The sequence below is a fragment of the Nocardiopsis algeriensis genome, from assembly GCF_014203695.1.
In the GTDB taxonomy this organism is placed as follows: Bacteria; Actinomycetota; Actinomycetes; order Streptosporangiales; family Streptosporangiaceae; genus Nocardiopsis; species Nocardiopsis algeriensis.
This window is the reverse complement of sequence record NZ_JACHJO010000006.1, coordinates 208,016-227,473: the sequence shown is the minus strand read 5'-3', so window position 1 is coordinate 227,473 and position 19,458 is coordinate 208,016. Positions and strand designations below refer to the sequence as shown.

The following is a 19,458-nucleotide window of genomic DNA, read 5'->3' as shown; positions in this document are numbered from 1 at the left end:
TTCGGTACCGGTCGGGCGAATCGCCCGACTCCTCCACAGTACTCGGCCCGGGCAGCCGCCGGGCTGCGGCCCCGGCCCCTCGTCGACCTGGAGCTTCTCCGGACGGAGGGCGGAGAGGCGACCGCGACCCCCAGTCGCTTTTATCCAATTCCCATACAAAAAGCACTGTTTGTCTGTTTTCGGAATGTGGCGACACGCTCCCCGGAGGAGCTGTATTCGCACGGTCCGTGGCCATATTGAGTCTTGGCGAACATTGACACATTGGTGGCACAAAGCAATGATCTCGTTGCTATGCGCGCCTTTTAACCGTGCAAGGACTTGATGCTGTGTATAGCCCGACATCTTCCGGGCTGTTCCGCTCTCTCCCCCGGAGTCCCGGTGCGCGCAACGAGAAGGGAAGTGTTGACAAGGTGGTACCCCCCCGGAAGCACCTGGCGTCCGTCGCCGGGCTGACCCTGTTGGCGGGTCTGGTCTCCGCCGCGCCCGCGGGCGCCGACGAGATCTCGGAACTCGCCCCACTGCATCCCGTTCCCGCCCCCGAGGGCGAAGAACTCGTCCACCAGGTCAGCGGCCGCTGGCTCGTCGAACTGGAGAGCCCGCCCACCGCGCAGGGCTCCTCCCCCGCCGAGGTGGAGGAGGAGCAGGAGGAGTTCCGCGCCGAGGCCGAGGCACACGGCCTGGAGTACAGCGAGCACGACTCCTTCCAGGACCTGTGGAACGGCCTCTCCCTGGAGATGGACGACACCCAGGTCGGCACCGTTCGGGAGATCCCCGGCGTGAGCGCCGTGTACCCCGTCGTCACCTACCAGATCCCCGACGTCGACGAGAGCACCCCCGACATGGGCACGGCACTGCCCATGACCGGCTCCGACAGCGCCCAGAACGAACTCGGGCTGACCGGTGAGGGACTGCGGGTGGCCGTCATGGACACCGGCATCGACTACACCCACCCCGATCTCGGCGGAGGCGGGTTCCCCAACAGCCGCGTGGTCGCCGGCCACGACTTCGTCGGCGACGACTTCAACGCCCAGAACCCCGACGCCGTCCCCGTCCCCGACGACGACCCGCAGGACTGCCACGGCCACGGCACGCACGTGGCCGGCATCGTCGGTGCCGACGGCGAGATCACCGGTGTCGCCCCCGGTGTGGAGTTCGGCGCCTACAAGGTGTTCGGCTGCGCCGGCTCCACGACCTCCGAGATCATGATCGCCGCCATGGAGCAGGCCCTGGCCGACGACATGGACGTGCTCAACATGAGCATCGGCTCGTCGCACTCCTGGCCGGGCTACCCGACGGCGACCGCCTCCGACAACCTCGTCGACCAGGGCATGGTCGTCGTCGCCTCCATCGGCAACGAGGGCGCCACCGGCCTGTACTCGGCGGGTGCCCCGGGCCTGGGCGAGGACGTCATCGGCGTCGCCTCCTACGACAACACCCACGTCCAGAGCGCCTCCGCCACCGCCAACCCCAGCGGTGAGGGAATCGCCTACATGGCGATGGGCGACGCCCCCGAGCCGCCGACCAGCGGTGAGACCGACCCCCTGGCCGACGCCGGGCGCGCCTGCCCCTCCCTCGGCGACGAGGTCGGCGACCTGACCGGCCGGACCGCGCTCATCGTCCGCGGCGAGTGCACGTTCGCCGAGAAGTACGACGCCGCCCTGGACGCGGGGGCCACCGGTGTCGTCATGCGCAACAACGTGCCGGGGCTGTTCGCGGGCGGCGGCGTCGCCGACCGCGGTGCCTTCTCCGTCGGCATCTCCGACACCTCCGGCGCCCACCTGCTGGAGCTGCTGGAGGCCGGCGAGACCGTCACCCTCTCCTGGAGCGACGAGCTGCTCACCGTCCCGAACCCCACGGGCGGTCTCATCAGCTCCTTCAGCTCCTACGGCCTGGCCGCCGACCTCGCCCTGAAGCCGGACATCGGCGCCCCGGGCGGCCTGATCAACTCGACCTACCCGATGGCCAAGGGCGAATACGCCACGATCAGCGGTACCTCCATGTCCTCCCCGCACGTCGCCGGCGGCGTCGCCCTGCTGCTGGAGGCGCGCCCCCACCTGGAGGCGCACGAGGTGCGCACCGTCCTGCAGAACAGCGCCGACCCCAAGGCCTGGTGGGGCAACCCCGGCCTCGGACTCCTCGACAACGTCCACCGCCAGGGTGCGGGCATGATGGACGTCCCCGGCTCGGTGCTCGCCACCACCGCGGTCACCCCCGGCAAGCTGTCCCTGGGCGAGACCGCCGGTACCGTGACCGAGACGGTCACCATCTCCAACGACGGTGACGAGGAAGCCGTCTACGAGCTGTCCCACGAGGGTGCGCTCGGCACCCACGGCGACACCTTCGCGCCCGGCTTCAACGACGGGTTCGCCGACGTGTCCTTCAGCCAGGACACCGTGACCGTCGCCCCGCGCTCCTCCGCCGAGGTGACCGTGACGGTGACCCCGCCGGCCCGCGACTACGAGCAGATGATCTACGGCGGCTACGTCGTCGTCTCCGAGGTGGACGGCCAGACCTACCGCGTCCCCTACGCGGCCTACAACGGCGACTACCAGGAGATCGACGCGATGACCGGGGGCGGCAACGACCTCCCCTGGCTGTCGCGGATCACCGACTGCGATGCCTTCTCGGGTCTGGAGTGCGTGTCCGGCGGTTCGTTCGAGAACCGGCCCGAGGGCGAGACCTACACCCTGGGACAGGTCGACGGCCTGCCCGACGTGCCCTACGTCCTCGTGCACTTCGACCACCACGTCACGCGCCTGGAGATGAGGATCGTCGACGAGCGCACGGGCCGCCCGGTCCACCCCCGCCACGACATCGGCGTCGCGGTGGACCAGGTCGGGCGCAGCGCCACCCCCACGGCGTTCTTCAGCTACGCCTGGGACGGCACCTACGTGAACGCCCACGGCCGGATCACGGACGTCCGGGACGGCAGCTACCGCCTGGAGGTCCGCGCGCTCAAGGCGCTCGGCGACGAGGGCAACCCCGACCACTGGGAGACCTGGACCTCCCCGGTGATCACCATCGACCGCGGCTGATTCCGCAGCCCCCGGCCGAAGGCGGCCCCCTCCTTCCCAGGAGGGGGCCGCCCCTCTTCCCGCCCGGTCTCAGGCCGGGCGGTCGAGCTTCTGGCTGATGACCTGGGAGATGCCGTCGCCCTGCATGGTGACGCCGTAGAGGGCGTCGGCGGCCTCCATCGTGCGCTTCTGGTGGGTGATCACGATCAGCTGCGAGGAGGCGCGCAGCTCCTCGAAGATCACCAGGAGGCGCTGGAGGTTGGTGTCGTCCAGCGCCGCCTCGACCTCGTCCATCACGTAGAAGGGGGACGGGCGGGCCTTGAAGATCGCGGCGAGGAACGCGACCGCGGTCAGGGAGCGCTCGCCGCCCGAGAGCAGCGACAGGCGCTTGACCTTCTTGCCGGGCGGGCGGGCCTCCACCTCGATACCGGTGGTGAGCATGTCGTCGGGGTCGGTCAGCAGCAGCCGGCCCTCGCCGCCGGGGAACAGGCGGCCGAAGATCGCCGCGAACTCCCGTTCCACGTCCAGGTAGGCGGAGGCGAACACCTCCTGCACCCGCGCGTCCACCTCCTGGACGATGTCCATCAGGTCGCGCCGGGTCTTCTTGAGGTCCTCCAGCTGGGCGTTGAGGAACCCGTGCCGCTCCTCCAGGGCCGCGAACTCCTCCAGCGCCAGCGGGTTGATCCTGCCGAGCTGGTTGAGCTGCCGCTCGGCCGCCTTGGCGCGCTTGGCCTGCACCTCGCGCACGTACGGCACCGGAACGGCGTTCTCGTCGGCGTCGGCGGGCGGCGGAACGGGCACCCGGGGACCGTACTCGGAGACGAGGGTCGGCACGTCGACGCCCATCTCCTCCATCGCCTTCGCCTCCAGCTGCTCCAGGCGCAGGCGGCGCTCGGCCCGGGCCACCTCGCCGCTGTGCGCGGAGCTGGTGAGCTTCTCCAGTTCGACCGACAGTTCACGGACCCGGGCCCGCACCGTCCTGAGCTCGGCGTCGCGGGCCTCCTTGTCGGCCTCGGCGGCCCGCCGCTCGGCCTCGGCCGCGGACAGGGAGACCGCGATCCGCTCCAGCGCCGTGCGGGCGCCCTCCGCGACCGCCTCGGCGAGAGTCGCCTGGGCCGTGCGCAGTGCCCGGCGCTCCGCGGCGCGCTGCACGGCCCTGCGCTCCTCGAGGGCCTGGGCGCGCAGCTGCTCGGCGCGCCCGGCGACCGCGCGGGCCCGCTCCTCGGCCGTGCGCACCGCCAGGCGGCGCTCCATCTCGGTGGCGCGGGCCCGGGAGGCCTGGGCGGCGAGCTCGTCACGGGTGTCGGGGTCGGGTGCCTCCTCCTCGAGGGAATTCGCCGCCTCCTCGGCCTGGGCCAGCTCCTCCTCCAGCCGGGCCAGCCCGGCGGCGTCCTCCTCCCGGGCCGCGGCCGCCTTGACCGCAGCGTCGGTGTAGCGCCCGGCCTCGGCCTCGGCCGAGCGGGCCTGCCCGCCGAGCTTGCCCAGCCGCTGGGCGATCTCGTTGCGCCTGCGGTCGCTGTGGCGGCGGCGGGCCGTGAGCTCCTGGGCCCGCGCGGAGATCTCGGCGCGTTCGGCCTCGGCCGCCTCGAGTGCCTCCGCGGCCGCATCGGCGGCCTCGGAGGCGGCCTCCAGCTTCTCCGCCGCCTCGTCGACGGCCGCCTGGACCTCCAGGAGACTGGGCGCCGCCGCGGAACCGCCGTGGACCAGCGCCGCGGTGAACACGTCACCCGCGGGGGTGACGGCGCGCACGCCCTCCAGCTTCGCGGCCAGGTCGCGTGCGGTGGCGGGGTCGGGGGCGAGCACGGCGCGGTCCAGCAGGGCGGCGACCGCGCCGGCCAGGTGCTGGGGTGCGGTGACGGCGTCGAGGGCGTAGCGCGCCCCCGCCGGCAGCGGCGGCCACTCGCCGCGGGGCGCACGGGGCACCGCTTGCGCGACGACGATTCCGGCTCTCCCCGCGTCCTCGGCCCGCAGGAGTTCGAGAGCGGCGAGGGCGGTGCCGGGGTCGGAGACGGCGACCGCGCCCGCGGCCGCGCCCAGCGCGGCGGCGACGGCGGTCTCACAGCCGGGTTCGACCTGCACCAGGGCGGCGAGGCTGCCGAGCATGCCGGGCAGGTCGGCGCCCAGCAGCACGGCGGCGCCGTCCCTGCCGGCCAGCCCCAGCTCCAGGGCCTCCTTGCGGGCGGCCAGCGCGGCACGCTCCCCCTCGGCCGCGCGCTCCGCCTCGCGGAGCCGGTGGAGCTCGGCCTCGACCGCGGCCAGCTTCCGGGCCGCCTCCTCCTGGGCGGTGTCGAGCTCGGCATCGCCCTCGTCGAGGCCGGCGGCCTCCTCGGCGACCGTCTCGTACTCGGCCTGGGCCCGGGCGGCGCGCTCGGCGGCCTGGCGGGCGGCCTCCTCCAACCGGGCGGTCTCGGCCTCGCCCGAGGCCAGGCGGCCGCGCAGGCTCTCCACCCGGGCCGCCGTGCGCACGATGCCCTCGCGCCGCTGGGCGGCGACGCGGCTCGCCGCCTCCAGCCGCTTCTCCTCCCGGTACAGGGCGTCCTCGGCGGCGGCCCGCTCGGTGACGGCGGTCTCCAGGACCTCCCGGGCCTCCTCCAGCCGCAGGAGGAGCTCCTCCTCCTGCGCCGCGGCCTCCTCGGCCTCCGCCTCCAGTTCCTCGGGGTCGCGCCGGTGGACCGGTTCGGCGTCGGCCGCGGCCAGGTTGCGGTGCCGCTCGACGGCCAGCCCGCGCACGCCCTCCAGCCTCTCGGTCAGGCGTGACAGGGCGTGGTAGGCCTCGGTGGCGCGGGCCAGGAGCGGCGCGGCCTCGGTGGCCTGCGCCTCCAGCTCGGCCTCGCGTTCCTGCGCCCCCGCCAGGGAGGTCTCGACGGCGGTACGGCGGACCAGGACCTCCTTCTCGTCGGCCTCCTCCTTGGCGAGCTGCTCGGTGAGGGTGACGATGTCGTCGGCGAGCAGGCGCAGCCGGGCGTCGCGCAGGTCGGCCTGGATGACGGCGGCGCGGCGGGCCAGCTCGGCCTGGCGGCCCAGCGGCTTGAGCTGGCGGCGCAGTTCGGCGGCGAGGTCGGCGACCCGGTCCAGGTTGCCCTGCATCGCGTTGAGCTTGCGGATCGCCTTCTCTTTGCGCTTGCGGTGCTTGAGGATGCCCGCGGCCTCCTCGACGAGGGCGCGCCGCTCCTCGGGCCCCGCGTGCAGGACGGTGTCGAGCTGGCCCTGGCCGACGATGACGTGCATCTCACGGCCGATGCCGGAGTCGCTGAGGAGGTCCTGGATGTCGAGGAGGCGGCAGGTGTCGCCGTTGATGGCGTACTCGGAGCCGCCGTTGCGGAACATCGTCCGCCGGATGGTGACCTCGGTGTAGTCGATGGGCAGGGCACCGTCGGCGTTGTCGATGGTCAGGCTGACCTCGGCCCGGCCGAGGGCGGGGCGGGTGGCGGTGCCCGCGAAGATGACGTCCTCCATCTTGCCGCCGCGCAGGGACTTGGCACCCTGCTCACCCATCACCCAGGACAGGGCGTCCACCACGTTGGACTTGCCCGATCCGTTGGGACCCACCACACAGGTGATGCCGGGCTCGAAGCGCAGGGTGGTGGCGGACGCGAACGACTTGAAGCCGCGCAGCGTCAGGTTCTTCAGGTACACCCACACCTCCCACAGCGATCACCGGGCGGCCGCCTCACCGTCCCCTCGGGGAACGGGGCGACTCCACAAGGGTGCCATGAAGCGCTGACCTGCTGTACGGGGTCGCGGACAGCCGGAAGGCGGGGGCCTTCCCCCGCTCGGGCCGCGGCGGGCACGGCGCGCGGGAGCGGGGAAGACCGGGAAAGGGGGATGTCCGGCGGGCCGAAGGGTTTCGACGGGATCCGCCGGGTACAACGGTAAAAAGGCCGCAAGGGAAAGGAAAGACTGCGGCAAGGCGGAATCTCGGGACGGTGGTGTCGGCGACCGGTCCGGCAGGGACGCCTGGATGGTGCGCTCGGCGTCCCTTGGATCATCGCGACATGCGGGCGGGCCCGCGGACGGCAGCTCGGCGCGTCGTTACGGGTCAGGCGAGCGCGGGCTCGCGGTCGGTGACCTCGACGGTTTCGGTGACGGCCATGCTGAGCTGGTCGTTGCGGGCCTGGAGACGTCCGACCTCGTCCTCGAGGTCGCGCACCCGCTTCTGAAGCCGCCGCATCTCCTGGACCAACCGAGGGTCGGATCCGCCGACGTGGCCAAACAGAGCCTTCGCCATGATATGGGTCCTCCACGCTGAGTGACCAGAGGTGATATCGCGCTTGCGACACCCTGTGGAGTACTGCGAGGATCTCGTGTCTTCTCGTGTCGTCCACACGGGTGGAAGGTACTGCGATGCACCTTCCAGAGTCTCACCGTGCGCGCTGCTGGTCAAGATTGGATTACAACGGTACGCCGCGCCCGCAAGGCCCTTCGGGCTTCAAGAAGGCATGTGGCGTCGCACGATCCGGCGGGAACCTCCCCCGCCACCGCGATGGTGCGGGCTCCCACACCCCGCGCGAACCTGCCACGAGCCTTCGGTCGGCCGCCGCGGTCGCACGGTGTGTTCGAATCGAGTTACCCCATCCAGCATACTCACCGTTCGACGAAACCGGTGAACATCCCCCCAGGGTGAGACCAACGTTGCGTCACGGAGTCCACACGGCCTGGTGTGGAACCCCCCTCGAGATGCGCGAGAAGCGCCTCGCAGGACGGCCGCGGGCCCTCCGCGACGACTTCGACCCGGCCGTCGGAAAGGTTGGTCGCGGCCCCCGTCAGCCCGAGTTCCAGTGCCCGGCAGCGCGTCCACCAGCGGAAACCCACCCCCTGGACCTTTCCGCGCACCCATGCCGTGAGTCGGACCGCCTCGTCGGCGTCCCCCATGACCCTTCCTCTTCCTTACCTTGGGGAAACACTTTCCTCACTTGTGCCCGTGAGGGCGCGTGTCAGCCGAGGCCCCCTCGGGGCGGGCGCTGGCACGAGGGGCAGCTGTAGGAGGAGCGGTTCATGAACGCCTCCCGCACGATCGCCGTCCCGCACCGCCCGCACGGCTCGTCCCTGCGCCCGTAGGCGTTCAGGCCCCGTGCGAAGTACCCGCTCTCCCCGTTGACGTCGACGTAGAGCCCGTCGAAGGTGGTGCCGCCCACGGCCAGTGCCTCGGTCATCACGTCGCGCACGTGGCCCAGCAACTCCTCCGCCCGGGTCCGGTCCAGCTCGCGCGCGGGGTGCGCCCAGTGCAGCCCCGAGCGCCACAGCGCCTCGTCGGCGTAGATGTTGCCCACGCCGCTGATCAGGGACTGGTCCAGCAGGGCCCGCTTGACCTCGCTCCGCCTCGCCCGCAGCGCCTTCACGAACACCTCGGGGACGAACTCGGGGTCGAGGGGGTCCAGGGCGATGTGGTCCACCGACGACGGCACGTCTTCGCGCAGTCCCGGTCCGTCGACCATGAGGTGGCCGAAGGTGCGCTGGTCCACGAAGCGCAGTTCCTGGCCGTCCGACAGCGGGAGCCGCACCCGCAGGTGCTTCTCGTCGGGCTTGCCCTGAGGCTGGACCAGCATCTGCCCGCTCATGCCCAGGTGGGTGAGAAGCATCTCACCGCTGTCCAGCACCATCCACATGTACTTGCCGCGGCGGCGCAGCGCCGTGGGCACGCGCCCTTCGAGGCGGGCGGCGAAGTCGGCCGCGCCGGCGGCGTGCCGCCGCACCGACCTGGGGTGCAGCACCTCGACCGCGCCGATCGTGCGGCCCGCGGCATGGACCTCCAGGCCGCGGCGGACGACCTCGACCTCGGGCAGTTCGGGCACGCTGTCAGCTCCTCTGTCCGGGGCCGGGCTCGCCGGCCGCGCTGGCGGCCTTGGCCGCGTCCGAGCGCGCCTTGATGGCCTTCCACGCCGACTCCGCGGCCTGCTGCTCGGCCTCCTTCTTGCTGCGGCCCTCACCCAGTCCGTAGCTCTCCCCGGCCACGCGCACGGTGGCCCGGAAGGTCTTCTGGTGGTCGGGGCCGCTCTCCTCCACGCGGTACTCGGGCACACCCAGCATCTCGGCGGCCGTCAGCTCCTGCAGCGAGGTCTTCCAGTCCAGCCCCGCGCCCAGCCCGGAGGCGGTGGCGATGAGCGGGTCGAAGAGCCGGTGCACGAGCTCCGAGGCGGTGTCTAGGCCGCGGTCCAGGTAGACCGCGCCGATGACGGCCTCCAGGGTGTCGGCGAGGATGGAGGACTTGTCGCGCCCCCCGGTGCCCTCCTCGCCGCGGCCCAGCCGGATGTACTTGCCGATGCCCAGCCCCCGGGCGACATCGGCCAGCGCCCGCATGTTGACCACGGCGGCGCGGAGCTTGGCCAGCTGCCCCTCGGGCAGGTCGGGGTGCTTGCGGAAGAGGGTGTCGGTGACCACCAGACCGAGCACGGAGTCCCCGAGGAACTCCAGGCGCTCGTTGGTGGGCAGACCGCCCTTCTCGTAGGCGTAGGAGCGGTGGGTCAGCGCGCGGACCAGGACCTTGGGGTCGACCTCGACCCCGATGGCCCTGTGGAACGCCTTGGCCTCTGCGGCGGAGAGTTGGCTTGCCACTTCTGTATCACTTTCCCTGTTCGGACACGCCCGGAGGGCGCGAGGGTACGGACGGGTGCGGACCCGTCGGCCCCAGGCAGGGTGCTCGAAAACGAGGTGATTGTCGCGGGAGGCCGGCAGCAAGGCGGCCGCCTCCCCCGGCAGCCACCACGAACTCGGGAACCCCCGGCCGCCCTGCGACGGCCGGCGTGTCGTGCCTGTTGCCTGTCGGTTCGTGGAAACACTCTACAAATCCCCGCCCCGCGATGGCACCCGGACAGCAGATCGGGGCGGGCCCAGGAACTGGGCCCGCCCCGAAGGAGCGCCGATGACGTCTCGGACATGGCTGACGGATATGTGCCCTGCCGGGCGGCATCCACCGGACACACGTCCTAGGCCGGGTTGACGACCTGGCGGTTGTTGTAGGTGCCGCAGGTCGGGCAGGCCACGTGGGGCAGCTTGGGGTCACGGCAGCGCGGGCAGTTGACCAGCACCGGGCGCGACGCCTTCCACTGGGAACGGCGGGTACGGGTGTTGCTCCGCGACATCTTCCGCTTCGGGACGGCCACTTCAATCCTCCTGGGTCACCCCCGCGCGGGTCGCGGGAGGTCGCTTATCTGGTCACCCCGCGTGCTGCGGCGGGGAGGGCGCCCCGGCCGACGGGGCTCCTTGCGGGGCCGCCCGTGATCGGGGCTCGTGAACAGCTCTACTCGCCGGGGTCCTCCGCGATCTTGCGGAGGGCCTCCCAGCGGGGGTCGACACGGTCGCCGTGACCGTGGTCGGGGCCCGCCTCGGCGAGCTTGGCACCGCACTCGGAGCACAGCCCCGGGCAGTCCGGGCCGCACAGCGGCGAGAGCGGAAGGGCGAGCACGACCGCGTCGCGGACCACCGGTCCGAGGTCGAGCAGGTCACCCTGTAGATAGTAGTCCTCATCCTCGTCGGCCGCGTCCCCGTCGGTCTCCGGGAGCTCCTCGCCGTCCTCGTACCGGTACAGCTCCTGGAAGCCGACCTCGATGTCCTCGGAGAGGGGATCGAGGCAGCGCGAGCACTCGGCGGCGAGCTGGCCGCGCGCCGTACCGGTGACGAGCACGCCCTCCATCACCGCCTCCAGGCGCAGGTCCAGCTCGATCTCGCGGCCCTCGGGCACGGACGCCATGGCGTTCGCGAACGCCTCGGGGACGTTCACGATGCGCTTGACGGTCCGCATCGACCCCGGCTGGCGGCCCAGCTGCTGGGTGTCGACCACGAACGGGTCACGGGGATCTGGACGAGACAGGGTCATCGGGCCTTCACGAGAGATGTGGAGCACCGGGGCGGGCGCCCGCGGGGCGGCCGCGACCGGCTGGAGCGCACGCCGAAGAGGCGACGCCGATGGTCGATCTCGAATTCTACCCACCGTCGGCCCGAGCTCCCAAATCAGCCCGCGGCGTACTTCTCCTTGAGCCTGTCCTGCACGTAGGGCGTGACGAGGCTGGAGACGTCGCCCCGGTGCAGGGCGATCTCGCGCACCAGGCTGGAGGACAGGAAGGAGTACTGGGGGTTGGCGGTCATGAACACCGTCTCCACACCGGAGAGCTGGTAGTTCATCTGCGCGATCTGGAGCTCGTAGTCGAAGTCGCTGACCGAGCGGAGGCTGCGCACGATGGTGCTGATGCCGTTGGCCCGGCAGAAGTCGACCAGCAGCCCGTCGAACTCGGCGACGGAGACGTTGGCGATGCCGGAGGTGCCCTCGCGGAGCATGTCCAGCTTCTCCGGGACGCTGAAGAGTCCCTTCTTGTTGACGTTGTCGAGCACCGCCGCGACGACCTCGTCGTACTGCTTGGCCGCCCTGCCGATGATGTCGATGTGTCCGTAGGTCACCGGGTCGAAGGAACCCGGGCAGACAACACGGCGCACGGTGGTTCACCCCTCTCAAGTCACGGCCTCTGGAGTACCGCGATCGTAGGGGTCGCCCCTTGTCGCAATTCGGGCAACTCCCCCCTTAGCGACCACCTTCCCCACGCCGGCCGCCTCCGGAACGGGGAGGCGCCGAAAATCCCCGCCGGGGACTAACGTGGCCTTTCATGACCCGCATCATCGCCGGAACGGCCGGCGGACGCCGTATCAGCGCTCCCGAGGGCCGCAACACACGCCCCACCAGTGACCGGACCCGCGAGGCCCTGTTCTCCTCGGTCAGCTCGGACCTCGGCTCCCTCCAGGGGCTGAGGGTGATGGACCTGTACGCGGGCTCGGGCGCGATCGGCCTGGAGGCGCTCTCCCGGGGCGCGGACCACGCCCTGCTGGTGGAGGCCGACCGCAGGGCCGCCCAGGTCGTGCGCTCCAACATCGCCGCCCTGCGCCTCCCCGGCGCCCGGCTGGTCGCCGACCGCGTCGAGCGGGTGGTCGCCCGGGAGAATTCCGGCGAGCCCTACGACCTGGTCGTGGCGGACCCTCCCTACTCCGTCACCGAGGAGGAGGTCGCCGCCGTGCTCGGTGACCTCCTCGCCCGCGGCTGGCTGGCCCCCGACCCCCTCGTCGTGGTCGAGCGCTCCAAGCGCAGCCCCGAGCCGGCCTGGCCCGACGGCCTGGCCGCGGACCGCCGGCGCGTCTACGGCGAGGCCGCCCTCTGGTACGCCCGCCGTCCCTGAGCCCCTGCGCGGAACACGCCCCGCGTGTACCGGGCGGGGCGGGCGCCGCCGGCCTCCCGGGTCACTGCGTCTAGCCCTTGTCCAGGTACTCCGCCCTCTCCTCGGGGAGCAGTTCCTCCAGGGCCTCCGCCAGCGGCGGGTACGCCGTCAGGTCCGGGTCGCCGGCCACGTACTCCGCGGCCTTCTCCCGTGCCTCCTCGATGAGCTTCTCGTCCCTGAGCAGGGTGAGCAGCCGCAGGCTGGAGCCGCCCGACTGCGCGTCCCCCAGGACGTCGCCCTCCCGGCGCATGCGCAGGTCCTCCTGGGACAGCCGGAAGCCGTCGGTGGTGGAGGCGACCACGTCGAGCCGCTCCCGGGCGGGCGAGCCCTCCTCGGCGTCGGTGACCAGGAGGCACAGCCCCGGCAGCTTCCCCCGGCCGACGCGGCCGCGCAGCTGGTGGAGCTGGGAGACGCCGAAGCGGTCGGCGTCCATGACGACCATCACTGTGGCGTTCGGCACGTCGACGCCGACCTCGATGACGGTGGTGGAGACCACCACGTCCGTCACGCCCTCGGCGAAGCGGCGCATGACCGCGTCCTTGTCGTCGGGGGCCATCCGCCCGTGCAGGACCTCCACCTTCAGGTCCGCGAGCGGGCCCCCGGTCAGGCGTGCGGCGACCTCCAGCACCGAGAGCGGGGCGTCCTCGTCGTTCTCCTCCCCCGCGCCTCCGTCGCCGATGCGCGGGCACACGACGAAGGCCTGGCGGCCCTGCCCGGCCTCCTCCCGGATGCGCTCCCAGGCCCGGGCGAGGAAGTGGGGCTTCTCCCTGGCCGGGACCACGTGCGTGGACACCGGGGACCGGCCGGCCGGCAGCTGGGTGAGGGTCACCACGTCGAGGTCGCCGTAGACGGTCATCGCGACCGTGCGCGGAATCGGCGTCGCGGTCATCACCAGCACGTGCGGGCGGCCGTCGGCGGCCTTCTCGCGCAGGGCGTCGCGCTGCTCCACCCCGAAGCGGTGCTGCTCGTCGATCACCACCAGGCCGAGGTCGGCGAAGCCCACGTTCTCCTGGAGCAGGGCGTGGGTGCCCACGACGATCCCGGCGGCGCCGGAGGCCGCGTCCAGGAGCGCCTCGCGGCGGGCGGCGGCGCCCATGGAGCCCGTGAGCAGGCGGACGCGGGTGGCGTTCTCCGCGCCGTCGATCTGCCCGGCCCTCCCGAGGGCGCCGAGCATGGCCCCGATGGAGCGGTGGTGCTGCTGGGCGAGGACCTCGGTGGGGGCGAGCAGGACCGCCTGCCCCCCGGAGTCGACCACCCTGAGCATGGCGCGCAGCGCCACGAGGGTCTTGCCCGCCCCCACGTCGCCCTGCAAGAGGCAGTGCATGGGGTGGGAGGAGTCGAGCCGCTCGGCCAGCCGGTCCCCGACCTCCCGCTGGCCCTCGGTGAGGGTGAAGGGCAGCTGCGCGTCGAAGGCGTCGAGGATGCCGCCCTCGACCCCCGGGCGCGGCACCGCGGGCAGCTCCCCGGCCCTCAGGCGGCGCCGGGCGAGGGCGGCCTGGAGCACGAAGGCCTCGTCCCACTTGAGGCGCCGGCGGGCCACGGCGATGTCCCGGTCGCTCTCGGGGCGGTGGATCCCGCGCAGGGCGTCGGCGATGCCGGTCCCGCCGCGCACCTGCGGCGGAAGCGGGTCGGGCAGGTCGTCGACACTGCCGAGGGCGACGTCGACGGCCCGGAAGATCGCGGTGGAGTCCAGTCCCTTGACGGCGGGGTAGACGGGGATGATCTCGTCGGCGTAGGCGCGGGCGCGCTCCTCCTCGTGACCGTCCTCGTCCAGGAGCTCGTACTGCGGGTGATCGAGCTGGCGCCTGCCCTTGAAGGTGGAGACACGCCCGGAGAACATGGCCAGTCTCCCGGGGGTGAGCCGGGTCTGGTGGTAGGCGCCCTGGTTGAAGAACGTCAGGTGCAGCCGCCCGGTGCCGTCCGTGACGACGGCCTCCAGCAGGTCCATCCGGCGGCGCCCCTGCCGGGGCGGTACCGTGCGCCGCTTGGCGTCCAGGACCTTGGCCTGGACGGTGACCTGCTCTCCCTCCTGGAGTCGGGCGAGGTCGGTCAGCTCTCCGCGGCGGTCGTACCGGCGCGGGTAGTACCGCAGCAGGTCGCCGAGCGTGTGCAGATCGAGTTTCTCCGCGAGGGCCTTCGCCGTCTTCCCCCGAAGCGGGCCCTTGCCCAGCGGTTCGTCCCAGGTGCTCACTGTGGTCTTCCTGGTCTTCCTCTGTGGATCGCCTTTTCCACCGCAACGGTAGACCCCGCGGGTGACGCGCGGGCACCGTCCACAGATCGGCGGGGGTATACTCGGTTGAGTTCACCGTGTTGACGCCATGCCCGCGTGGTCGTGCGGTGATGCCTGAGGTGGCACACAGTTCCACCGTTCACGCAGGGGGGTACAGTCTTCCCTCGTGTACCTCCCCGGTTGGCGTCCGCGTCAGCCTGTCCGCCCGACCTCTTTCGGTCGGATGAACCTTCGCGTGCGGCAACGTACGTGATCCCGAGCGCTTGAATGGAGTTACCGTGGCTTCCGTTTGCGACGTCTGCGGCAAGGGACCCGGGTTCGGTAACAGTGTTTCCCACTCGCACCGTCGCACCCGCCGCCGCTGGAACCCCAACATCCAGACCGTCCGCACCCGTGTCGGTGGCACGCCCAAGCGCGTGAACGCCTGCACCTCGTGCATCAAGGCCGGCAAGGTGACCCGCTGACGACCGGGTTCTCCCTGGACATGCCGAAGGCCCTCCGACACCGTCGGGGGGCCTTCGGCATGTCCGGGGCCGTTTCCCGCCCCGCTGCCCGCGGCCGCCGGGGCCCGTGTTCGGACCGGTGGTCAGAGGCGGCAGACGTGGCCGTTGAGGGAGCAGCGGACGGGGCTCTGCGCGGCGCCCAGCGCCTCGAAGGTGAACGTGGCCGACTCTCCCGGCTCGAGCCCGTCCTGCCCGGCGGGCTGGCGGGCCAGGATCCCGTCCTCCATGGCCTCCCAGTCGGCGCCCTCGACCGCGGTGACGTCGGCTCCGGAGAAGGCCAGGGCGAGTTCCCAGCCGTCCAGCCGGCTCTGCGACGTGTTGGTCACCGTGACCTGGGCGCTGAAGTCCACCGACGTGGACCCGAGCACCTGGTAGGAGACCGTGGTGGGCTCCGAGCCCGCCTGCGTCTGCGGCCCCTGCTGCTCGCGCCCGTCCTCGGGTCCCGGCGTGGCCCCGGCGCTCGGCTCGGTCAGCTCCTCGCCGGGGACGGTGGTCTCGGGGCTGCTGCCGAACTGCAGGTAGATCTGCGTGGTGCTGTAGCCGAACAGGAGCAGGCCGAGGATCACGCCGGAGATGACGAGCACGTTGAGCAGGCGCGGGGGTTCGACCCGCTTGGGAACCGTGCTCTCGATGAGGCCCCCGATCCTGCGCAGCGTCCCGGCGTCCTCGGGCTCGCTGCGGTGGGCGCCACGACGGGTGCCCTGCCGCCGGCCTTGCCCAGCCATAGACCGCCTCTCAACGCTGCTCGGCCGCCCTTCGGATCTCTCTTCCGCGGGCGTTCGGAACGTGCCGTGTCTCGCGGGGCAGGGGCGGCTTTCGGCCGCAAGCCTAGCGCGAGAGCCAAAGGGGACAAATCCAAACACGTTCATTCATGGAAGTGGTCCCACCCCCGCATCCGGGGGGCGGCACCTCCGACGGTGACCTCCGCACCGCCGCCACCTGCGTCGACGACGCTCCCCAGCCGGTACCAGTGGGGCGGCAGTTCGGTGCCGGCCGGAAAAGTGGCGGCGAGCGCGTGGTCCTCCCCTCCCGCGATCATCATGTCGCGGGCGCGTTCGGGACCGCCGCCCAGGAGGCGCACCGCCTCCAGGAGAGCGGGCTCGGGAAGCAGCAGCGCGGGGTCCAGGTCGACGGCGACGCCGCTGGCCCGGCACACGTGGCCGAGGTCCTGGACGAGGCCGTCGCTGACGTCGAGCATCGCGGTGGCCCCCAGCCGGGCGGCCTCCGGGCCGGCCGCGTACGGGGGGCTGGGTCTGCGGTGTTCGGCCAGGCACTCCGCGGGGCCGTCGATGCCCCTGCGCAGGAGGGCGAACCCGGCGGCGGACAGGCCCAGACGGCCCGTACAGGCGACGACGTCGCCGGGCCGGGCGCCGTCGCGCCGGACCGGTGCACGGCCCTCCAGGTCGCCCAGGGCCGTCACCGCGATGGTGAGGGTGTCGGAGCCGACCGTGTCGCCGCCCGCCACCGCGCCGCCCGCCGCCGCGCACTCGTCGCGCACGCCGAGCGTGAACTCCTCCGCCCACTCCAGGGGGAGGTCCGCGGGGGCGGCGAAGCCGATGAGCAGCCCGGTGGGGCGCGCCCCCATGGCCGCGACGTCGGCGAAGTTCTGCGCCACCGCGCGGTGCCCGACGTCGCGGGCGCTCGACCAGTCGCGCCGGAAGTGGCGCCCCTCGACCAGGAGGTCGGTGGTGGCCACGGTCCGCCCGTCGGGCGCGGCAACGACGGCGGCGTCGTCACCGGGGCCGAGGATTACATCGTCGCTTCCGGGGAATTGGCTCGTCACACGTGCGATCAGAGCGAACTCGCCAAACCCCCCAATGGTTCTTCCCACAGGGTTCAGGGTACGGTGGCGCTCCGCCGGGCCCTCCCGGCCCACGTCTTCCCGCATGCCCAGAGGAGTACAGATGGTGCAGGCCTACATCCTGATCCAGACCGAGGTCGGCCTGGCCGCCGAGGTCGCCCGGCGCATCCGGGAGATCGAAGGGGTCGAACAGGCCCACGACGTCACCGGACCCTACGATGTGATCGTCCAGGCCGGGGCCGACGACGTCGACGCCCTGGGCACCCTGGTGGTCGCCCGGATCCAGCGTCTGGAAGGCATCGCCCGGACACTCACCTGCCCCATCGTCAACATCTAGAAGGTGCTCCCGTGCTGAAGCGGTGGACCGCGGCGGCCCTCCTCCCGATCGCCCTGACCGGATGCGGTGCGCAGACCGTGCGTGTGGAGCCCCCCGAACCGGACGCCGCGACCGCCGAGGTCTGCGCGGACCTCGTCGCCGATCTTCCCGACACGCTGCTGGACGCCGAGCGCGCCGAGGTCCGGCCCGCGTCCGATCTCACCGCCGCCTGGGGCGATCCCGCGATCGGACTGCGCTGCGGCGTGGACCGGCCCGCGGCCCTGAAGCCGGACTCCCTCCTGCACGAGATCGACGGGATCCCCTGGCTGTTCGAGCCCGAGGACGCGCCCACCGTCTTCACCGCGGTCGGGCACGAGGCCTATGTCGAGCTGACGGTTCCGCAGGCCTACGGCGCCCCCGCCCCCGCTCTGACCGCGATCGGCGATCTGGTCTCCGAGCACGTTCCCGCCCTGCCCGACGGGCAGCTCTGACCTCGGGGACGCGTCTTCGCGGACGCCCGCCCCGGCACGGGCCGGGGCCGGGTCCGCGTCGTCCGCGGTCCCGGCCCCGGTCTGCTCGGGCCGAAGGGAGCCGTGCCCTACTCGGTCGACTCCTCGGCGGGCTCCTCCTCGGAGTCCTCCCCGCCGCTCTCCTGGCTTCCGCCGTCCTCCGCGCCCTCGGCGGGTCCGTCCTCGGCCGGGGTGTCCCCGGGGCCCTCCATCTCCTCGGCACCCACACCGCCGGTCTCGACGAGCATGGCCTCGACCTCGGCCGCGTTCTCGGAGACCGCACCGGAGCAGGAGGCGCCCGGCTCGGGGACGTCCCGGCCGCGCTCGTAGGCGCGGACGAACTTCTGCAGCGCCTCGTCGCCGGCGGTCTCGGCGGTGATCTGGCGGCCCCAGCTGGAGGCGACGATGGGCGCGTCCATCTCACCCTCGTAGGGGCTGATCACCAGGTAGTCACCGGGGTTGTACATGCCGGCGAGCTCGTCGACCTCCTCCTGGGCCAGCTCGGGGTCGTAGGTGATCCACACGGCGCCGTGCTCCAGCGCGTGGACGGCCAGCTCGGTCGTCACGGGCTCGGTGTAGACGGCGCAGTTCTGCCAGCTCGACCAGTGGTCCCCGCCCACCGGGGGCGACTGCTCGTAGGCCACGGTCTCACCGGTACCGACATGGACGTAGGAGCCGACCTCGTACTCCGCCACCCCCGGAATGACCCGGCTGCGGACCTCCATGAAGACCGCGAAGGCGAGAAGGCCCACGACGAGCACGGCGGCGGTGGTGAAACCGGTGACGGTCAGGATCTTGCGTCGCCGTTCCTGTTTGAGGCGCTCCGCCCTCAGCTCTGCTGCGCGGCGGCGGCGCTCCTCCGCCGTCTTCTTCTTGGCCACTGGGTCTCCTGGGATGGGTGAGGGTGCCTGAGACTTACCTATTCTCTACTTTGGCACCATAGTCGGGCTATTTGACCAGGATGGTTCCTATGGAAGATGCGAGCAGTCCGGACCGCGAGACGGTCCGTGACAGCGGCGACACAGCGGACGACGGCGAGAGGAAGTCGGCGGACGCCCTGGCAGATGAGCCTTTGGAGGAGGACGCGGCCCCTGTCGGGCCGAAGCGGTCCGTGCCACTCTTCGTGACAGTGATCCTCGTCACACTCGCGCTCGGGATCGGCTATCTGGTGGGGCGTCCCTCCCCCCCGCTGGACACCGGGGCCGACGCCGGGTTCCTCCGCGACATGAGCTCCCACCACGCCCAGGCCGTGGACATGGCGCTGATCGTCATGGAGAAGACCGAGGATCCGGACCTGCACATCGTGGCCAGCGACATGGCCCGCACCCAGCAGGCCCAGATCGGCATCATGCAGGGCTGGCTGCGCGCGTGGGACCTGCCCGCGCGCGGCCCCGGGAAGCCGATGGCCTGGATGGAGGGCTCGGGCCACGACCACGGCGGCCAGGGCGAGGTCCCCGACCGGATGCCGGGCCTGGCCACCCCGGAGCAGATGGCCGAACTGGAGGAGGCCGAGGGCACCGAGGCCGAGATCCTCTTCCTCGAGCTGATGATCGCCCACCACCTGGGCGGGATCGAGATGGCCGAGGCCGAGGTGGATCTCGGGCAGGAGGAGATGGTCGTCGACCTCGCCCAGGGCATGATCAACGCCCAGGCCACCGAGGTCGACCTCATGGAGAAGATGCTGGACGAGCGCGGCGCCGGCGACTGACCGGACCCTCGCAGCGAAGCGGCGGTGCCCTGCGGGGCGCCGCCGCTTCGCGTGTGTGCCCAAGAGCACACCGGGGTCCGTGTTTCCGGTCAACAGCCCTGGTCAGGACCGTGATTCCGCTCGGCGCAAGCGTTTCCACACCGCACCGCACCCCCTCCGCCGCGCTCCACCCACCCCTTC

18 protein-coding genes are annotated in these 19,458 nt (G+C 72.1%); 6 read left to right on the top strand and 12 right to left on the bottom strand.

Annotated elements, in window-relative coordinates; all coding sequences use genetic code 11:
• Window positions 1-410: 410 nt before the first annotated feature.
• Window positions 411-3,035 carry a S8 family serine peptidase gene (locus FHS13_RS11490; RefSeq protein WP_184291362.1) on the top strand — a complete coding sequence of 875 codons (2,625 nt, stop codon included), beginning with the start codon at window positions 411-413 and terminating at the stop codon, window positions 3,033-3,035.
• Between the two features lie 69 nt (window positions 3,036-3,104).
• On the opposite strand, the gene smc is transcribed toward FHS13_RS11490, so the two are convergent.
• From smc to coaD, 8 genes are all read right to left on the bottom strand, one after another.
• Window positions 3,105-6,650 carry a chromosome segregation protein SMC gene (gene smc, locus FHS13_RS11485; protein ID WP_184291360.1) on the bottom strand — a complete coding sequence of 1,182 codons (3,546 nt, stop codon included), beginning with the start codon at window positions 6,648-6,650 and terminating at the stop codon, window positions 3,105-3,107.
• A gap of 403 nt (window positions 6,651-7,053) precedes the next feature.
• Window positions 7,054-7,242 (bottom strand): hypothetical protein, encoded by a 189-nt coding sequence (locus FHS13_RS11480; protein WP_184291358.1) that lies wholly within the window; start codon window positions 7,240-7,242, stop codon window positions 7,054-7,056.
• Between the two features lie 356 nt (window positions 7,243-7,598).
• The gene (locus tag FHS13_RS11475; protein WP_184291356.1) at window positions 7,599-7,886 is read right to left on the bottom strand and encodes an acylphosphatase; all 288 of its coding nucleotides are present in this window, start codon (window positions 7,884-7,886) and stop codon (window positions 7,599-7,601) included.
• A 62-nt stretch (window positions 7,887-7,948) separates the two neighbouring features.
• Complete coding sequence (gene mutM / locus FHS13_RS11470) at window positions 7,949-8,806, bottom strand: bifunctional DNA-formamidopyrimidine glycosylase/DNA-(apurinic or apyrimidinic site) lyase (protein WP_184291354.1); 858 nt, start codon at window positions 8,804-8,806, stop codon at window positions 7,949-7,951.
• Between the two features lie 4 nt (window positions 8,807-8,810).
• A complete protein-coding gene (gene rnc / locus FHS13_RS11465; protein WP_184291352.1) occupies window positions 8,811-9,566 on the bottom strand; it encodes a ribonuclease III in 756 nt (251 codons plus the stop codon).
• Between the two features lie 371 nt (window positions 9,567-9,937).
• Window positions 9,938-10,114 carry a 50S ribosomal protein L32 gene (rpmF, locus tag FHS13_RS11460; protein ID WP_184291350.1) on the bottom strand — a complete coding sequence of 59 codons (177 nt, stop codon included), beginning with the start codon at window positions 10,112-10,114 and terminating at the stop codon, window positions 9,938-9,940.
• 137 nt (window positions 10,115-10,251) lie between these two features.
• Window positions 10,252-10,827 carry a YceD family protein gene (locus FHS13_RS11455; RefSeq protein ID WP_184291348.1) on the bottom strand — a complete coding sequence of 192 codons (576 nt, stop codon included), beginning with the start codon at window positions 10,825-10,827 and terminating at the stop codon, window positions 10,252-10,254.
• Window positions 10,828-10,961: 134 nt separating this feature from the next.
• Complete coding sequence (gene coaD / locus FHS13_RS11450; protein WP_184291346.1) at window positions 10,962-11,441, bottom strand: pantetheine-phosphate adenylyltransferase; 480 nt, start codon at window positions 11,439-11,441, stop codon at window positions 10,962-10,964.
• 167 nt (window positions 11,442-11,608) lie between these two features.
• Here coaD and rsmD point away from each other — a divergent pair, with 167 nt between their 5' ends.
• The gene (rsmD, locus tag FHS13_RS11445) at window positions 11,609-12,172 is read left to right on the top strand and encodes a 16S rRNA (guanine(966)-N(2))-methyltransferase RsmD (protein ID WP_184291344.1); all 564 of its coding nucleotides are present in this window, start codon (window positions 11,609-11,611) and stop codon (window positions 12,170-12,172) included.
• A gap of 70 nt (window positions 12,173-12,242) precedes the next feature.
• On the opposite strand, the gene recG is transcribed toward rsmD, so the two are convergent.
• Window positions 12,243-14,402, bottom strand: a complete 2,160-nt coding sequence (gene recG / locus FHS13_RS11440; protein ID WP_184291342.1) for an ATP-dependent DNA helicase RecG — start codon at window positions 14,400-14,402, stop codon at window positions 12,243-12,245.
• 317 nt (window positions 14,403-14,719) lie between these two features.
• On the opposite strand from recG, the gene rpmB reads away from it, so the two are divergent.
• On the top strand, window positions 14,720-14,905 hold the full coding sequence (gene rpmB / locus FHS13_RS11435; RefSeq protein ID WP_013151263.1) for a 50S ribosomal protein L28: 186 nt from the start codon (window positions 14,720-14,722) through the stop codon (window positions 14,903-14,905).
• 122 nt (window positions 14,906-15,027) lie between these two features.
• Here rpmB and FHS13_RS11430 read toward each other — a convergent pair whose 3' ends face one another.
• Together FHS13_RS11430 and FHS13_RS11425 are read right to left on the bottom strand one after the other, a co-directional pair.
• Entirely contained in the window at window positions 15,028-15,669 is a 642-nt protein-coding gene (locus FHS13_RS11430) for a cellulose binding domain-containing protein (protein ID WP_184291340.1), read from the bottom strand.
• 140 nt (window positions 15,670-15,809) lie between these two features.
• On the bottom strand, window positions 15,810-16,775 hold the full coding sequence (locus FHS13_RS11425; protein ID WP_184291338.1) for a thiamine-phosphate kinase: 966 nt from the start codon (window positions 16,773-16,775) through the stop codon (window positions 15,810-15,812).
• A gap of 73 nt (window positions 16,776-16,848) precedes the next feature.
• On the opposite strand from FHS13_RS11425, the gene FHS13_RS11420 reads away from it, so the two are divergent.
• Together FHS13_RS11420 and FHS13_RS11415 are read left to right on the top strand one after the other, a co-directional pair.
• Window positions 16,849-17,082 carry an Lrp/AsnC family transcriptional regulator gene (locus FHS13_RS11420; RefSeq protein ID WP_184291336.1) on the top strand — a complete coding sequence of 78 codons (234 nt, stop codon included), beginning with the start codon at window positions 16,849-16,851 and terminating at the stop codon, window positions 17,080-17,082.
• Window positions 17,083-17,093: 11 nt separating this feature from the next.
• The gene (locus FHS13_RS11415; RefSeq protein ID WP_184291334.1) at window positions 17,094-17,552 is read left to right on the top strand and encodes a DUF3515 family protein; all 459 of its coding nucleotides are present in this window, start codon (window positions 17,094-17,096) and stop codon (window positions 17,550-17,552) included.
• Window positions 17,553-17,659: 107 nt separating this feature from the next.
• On the opposite strand, the gene FHS13_RS11410 is transcribed toward FHS13_RS11415, so the two are convergent.
• The gene (locus FHS13_RS11410) at window positions 17,660-18,451 is read right to left on the bottom strand and encodes a DUF3105 domain-containing protein (protein ID WP_184291332.1); all 792 of its coding nucleotides are present in this window, start codon (window positions 18,449-18,451) and stop codon (window positions 17,660-17,662) included.
• Between the two features lie 89 nt (window positions 18,452-18,540).
• On the opposite strand from FHS13_RS11410, the gene FHS13_RS11405 reads away from it, so the two are divergent.
• Entirely contained in the window at window positions 18,541-19,278 is a 738-nt protein-coding gene (locus tag FHS13_RS11405) for a DUF305 domain-containing protein (RefSeq protein WP_420222040.1), read from the top strand.
• The last annotated feature ends 180 nt before the right edge of the window (window positions 19,279-19,458 follow it).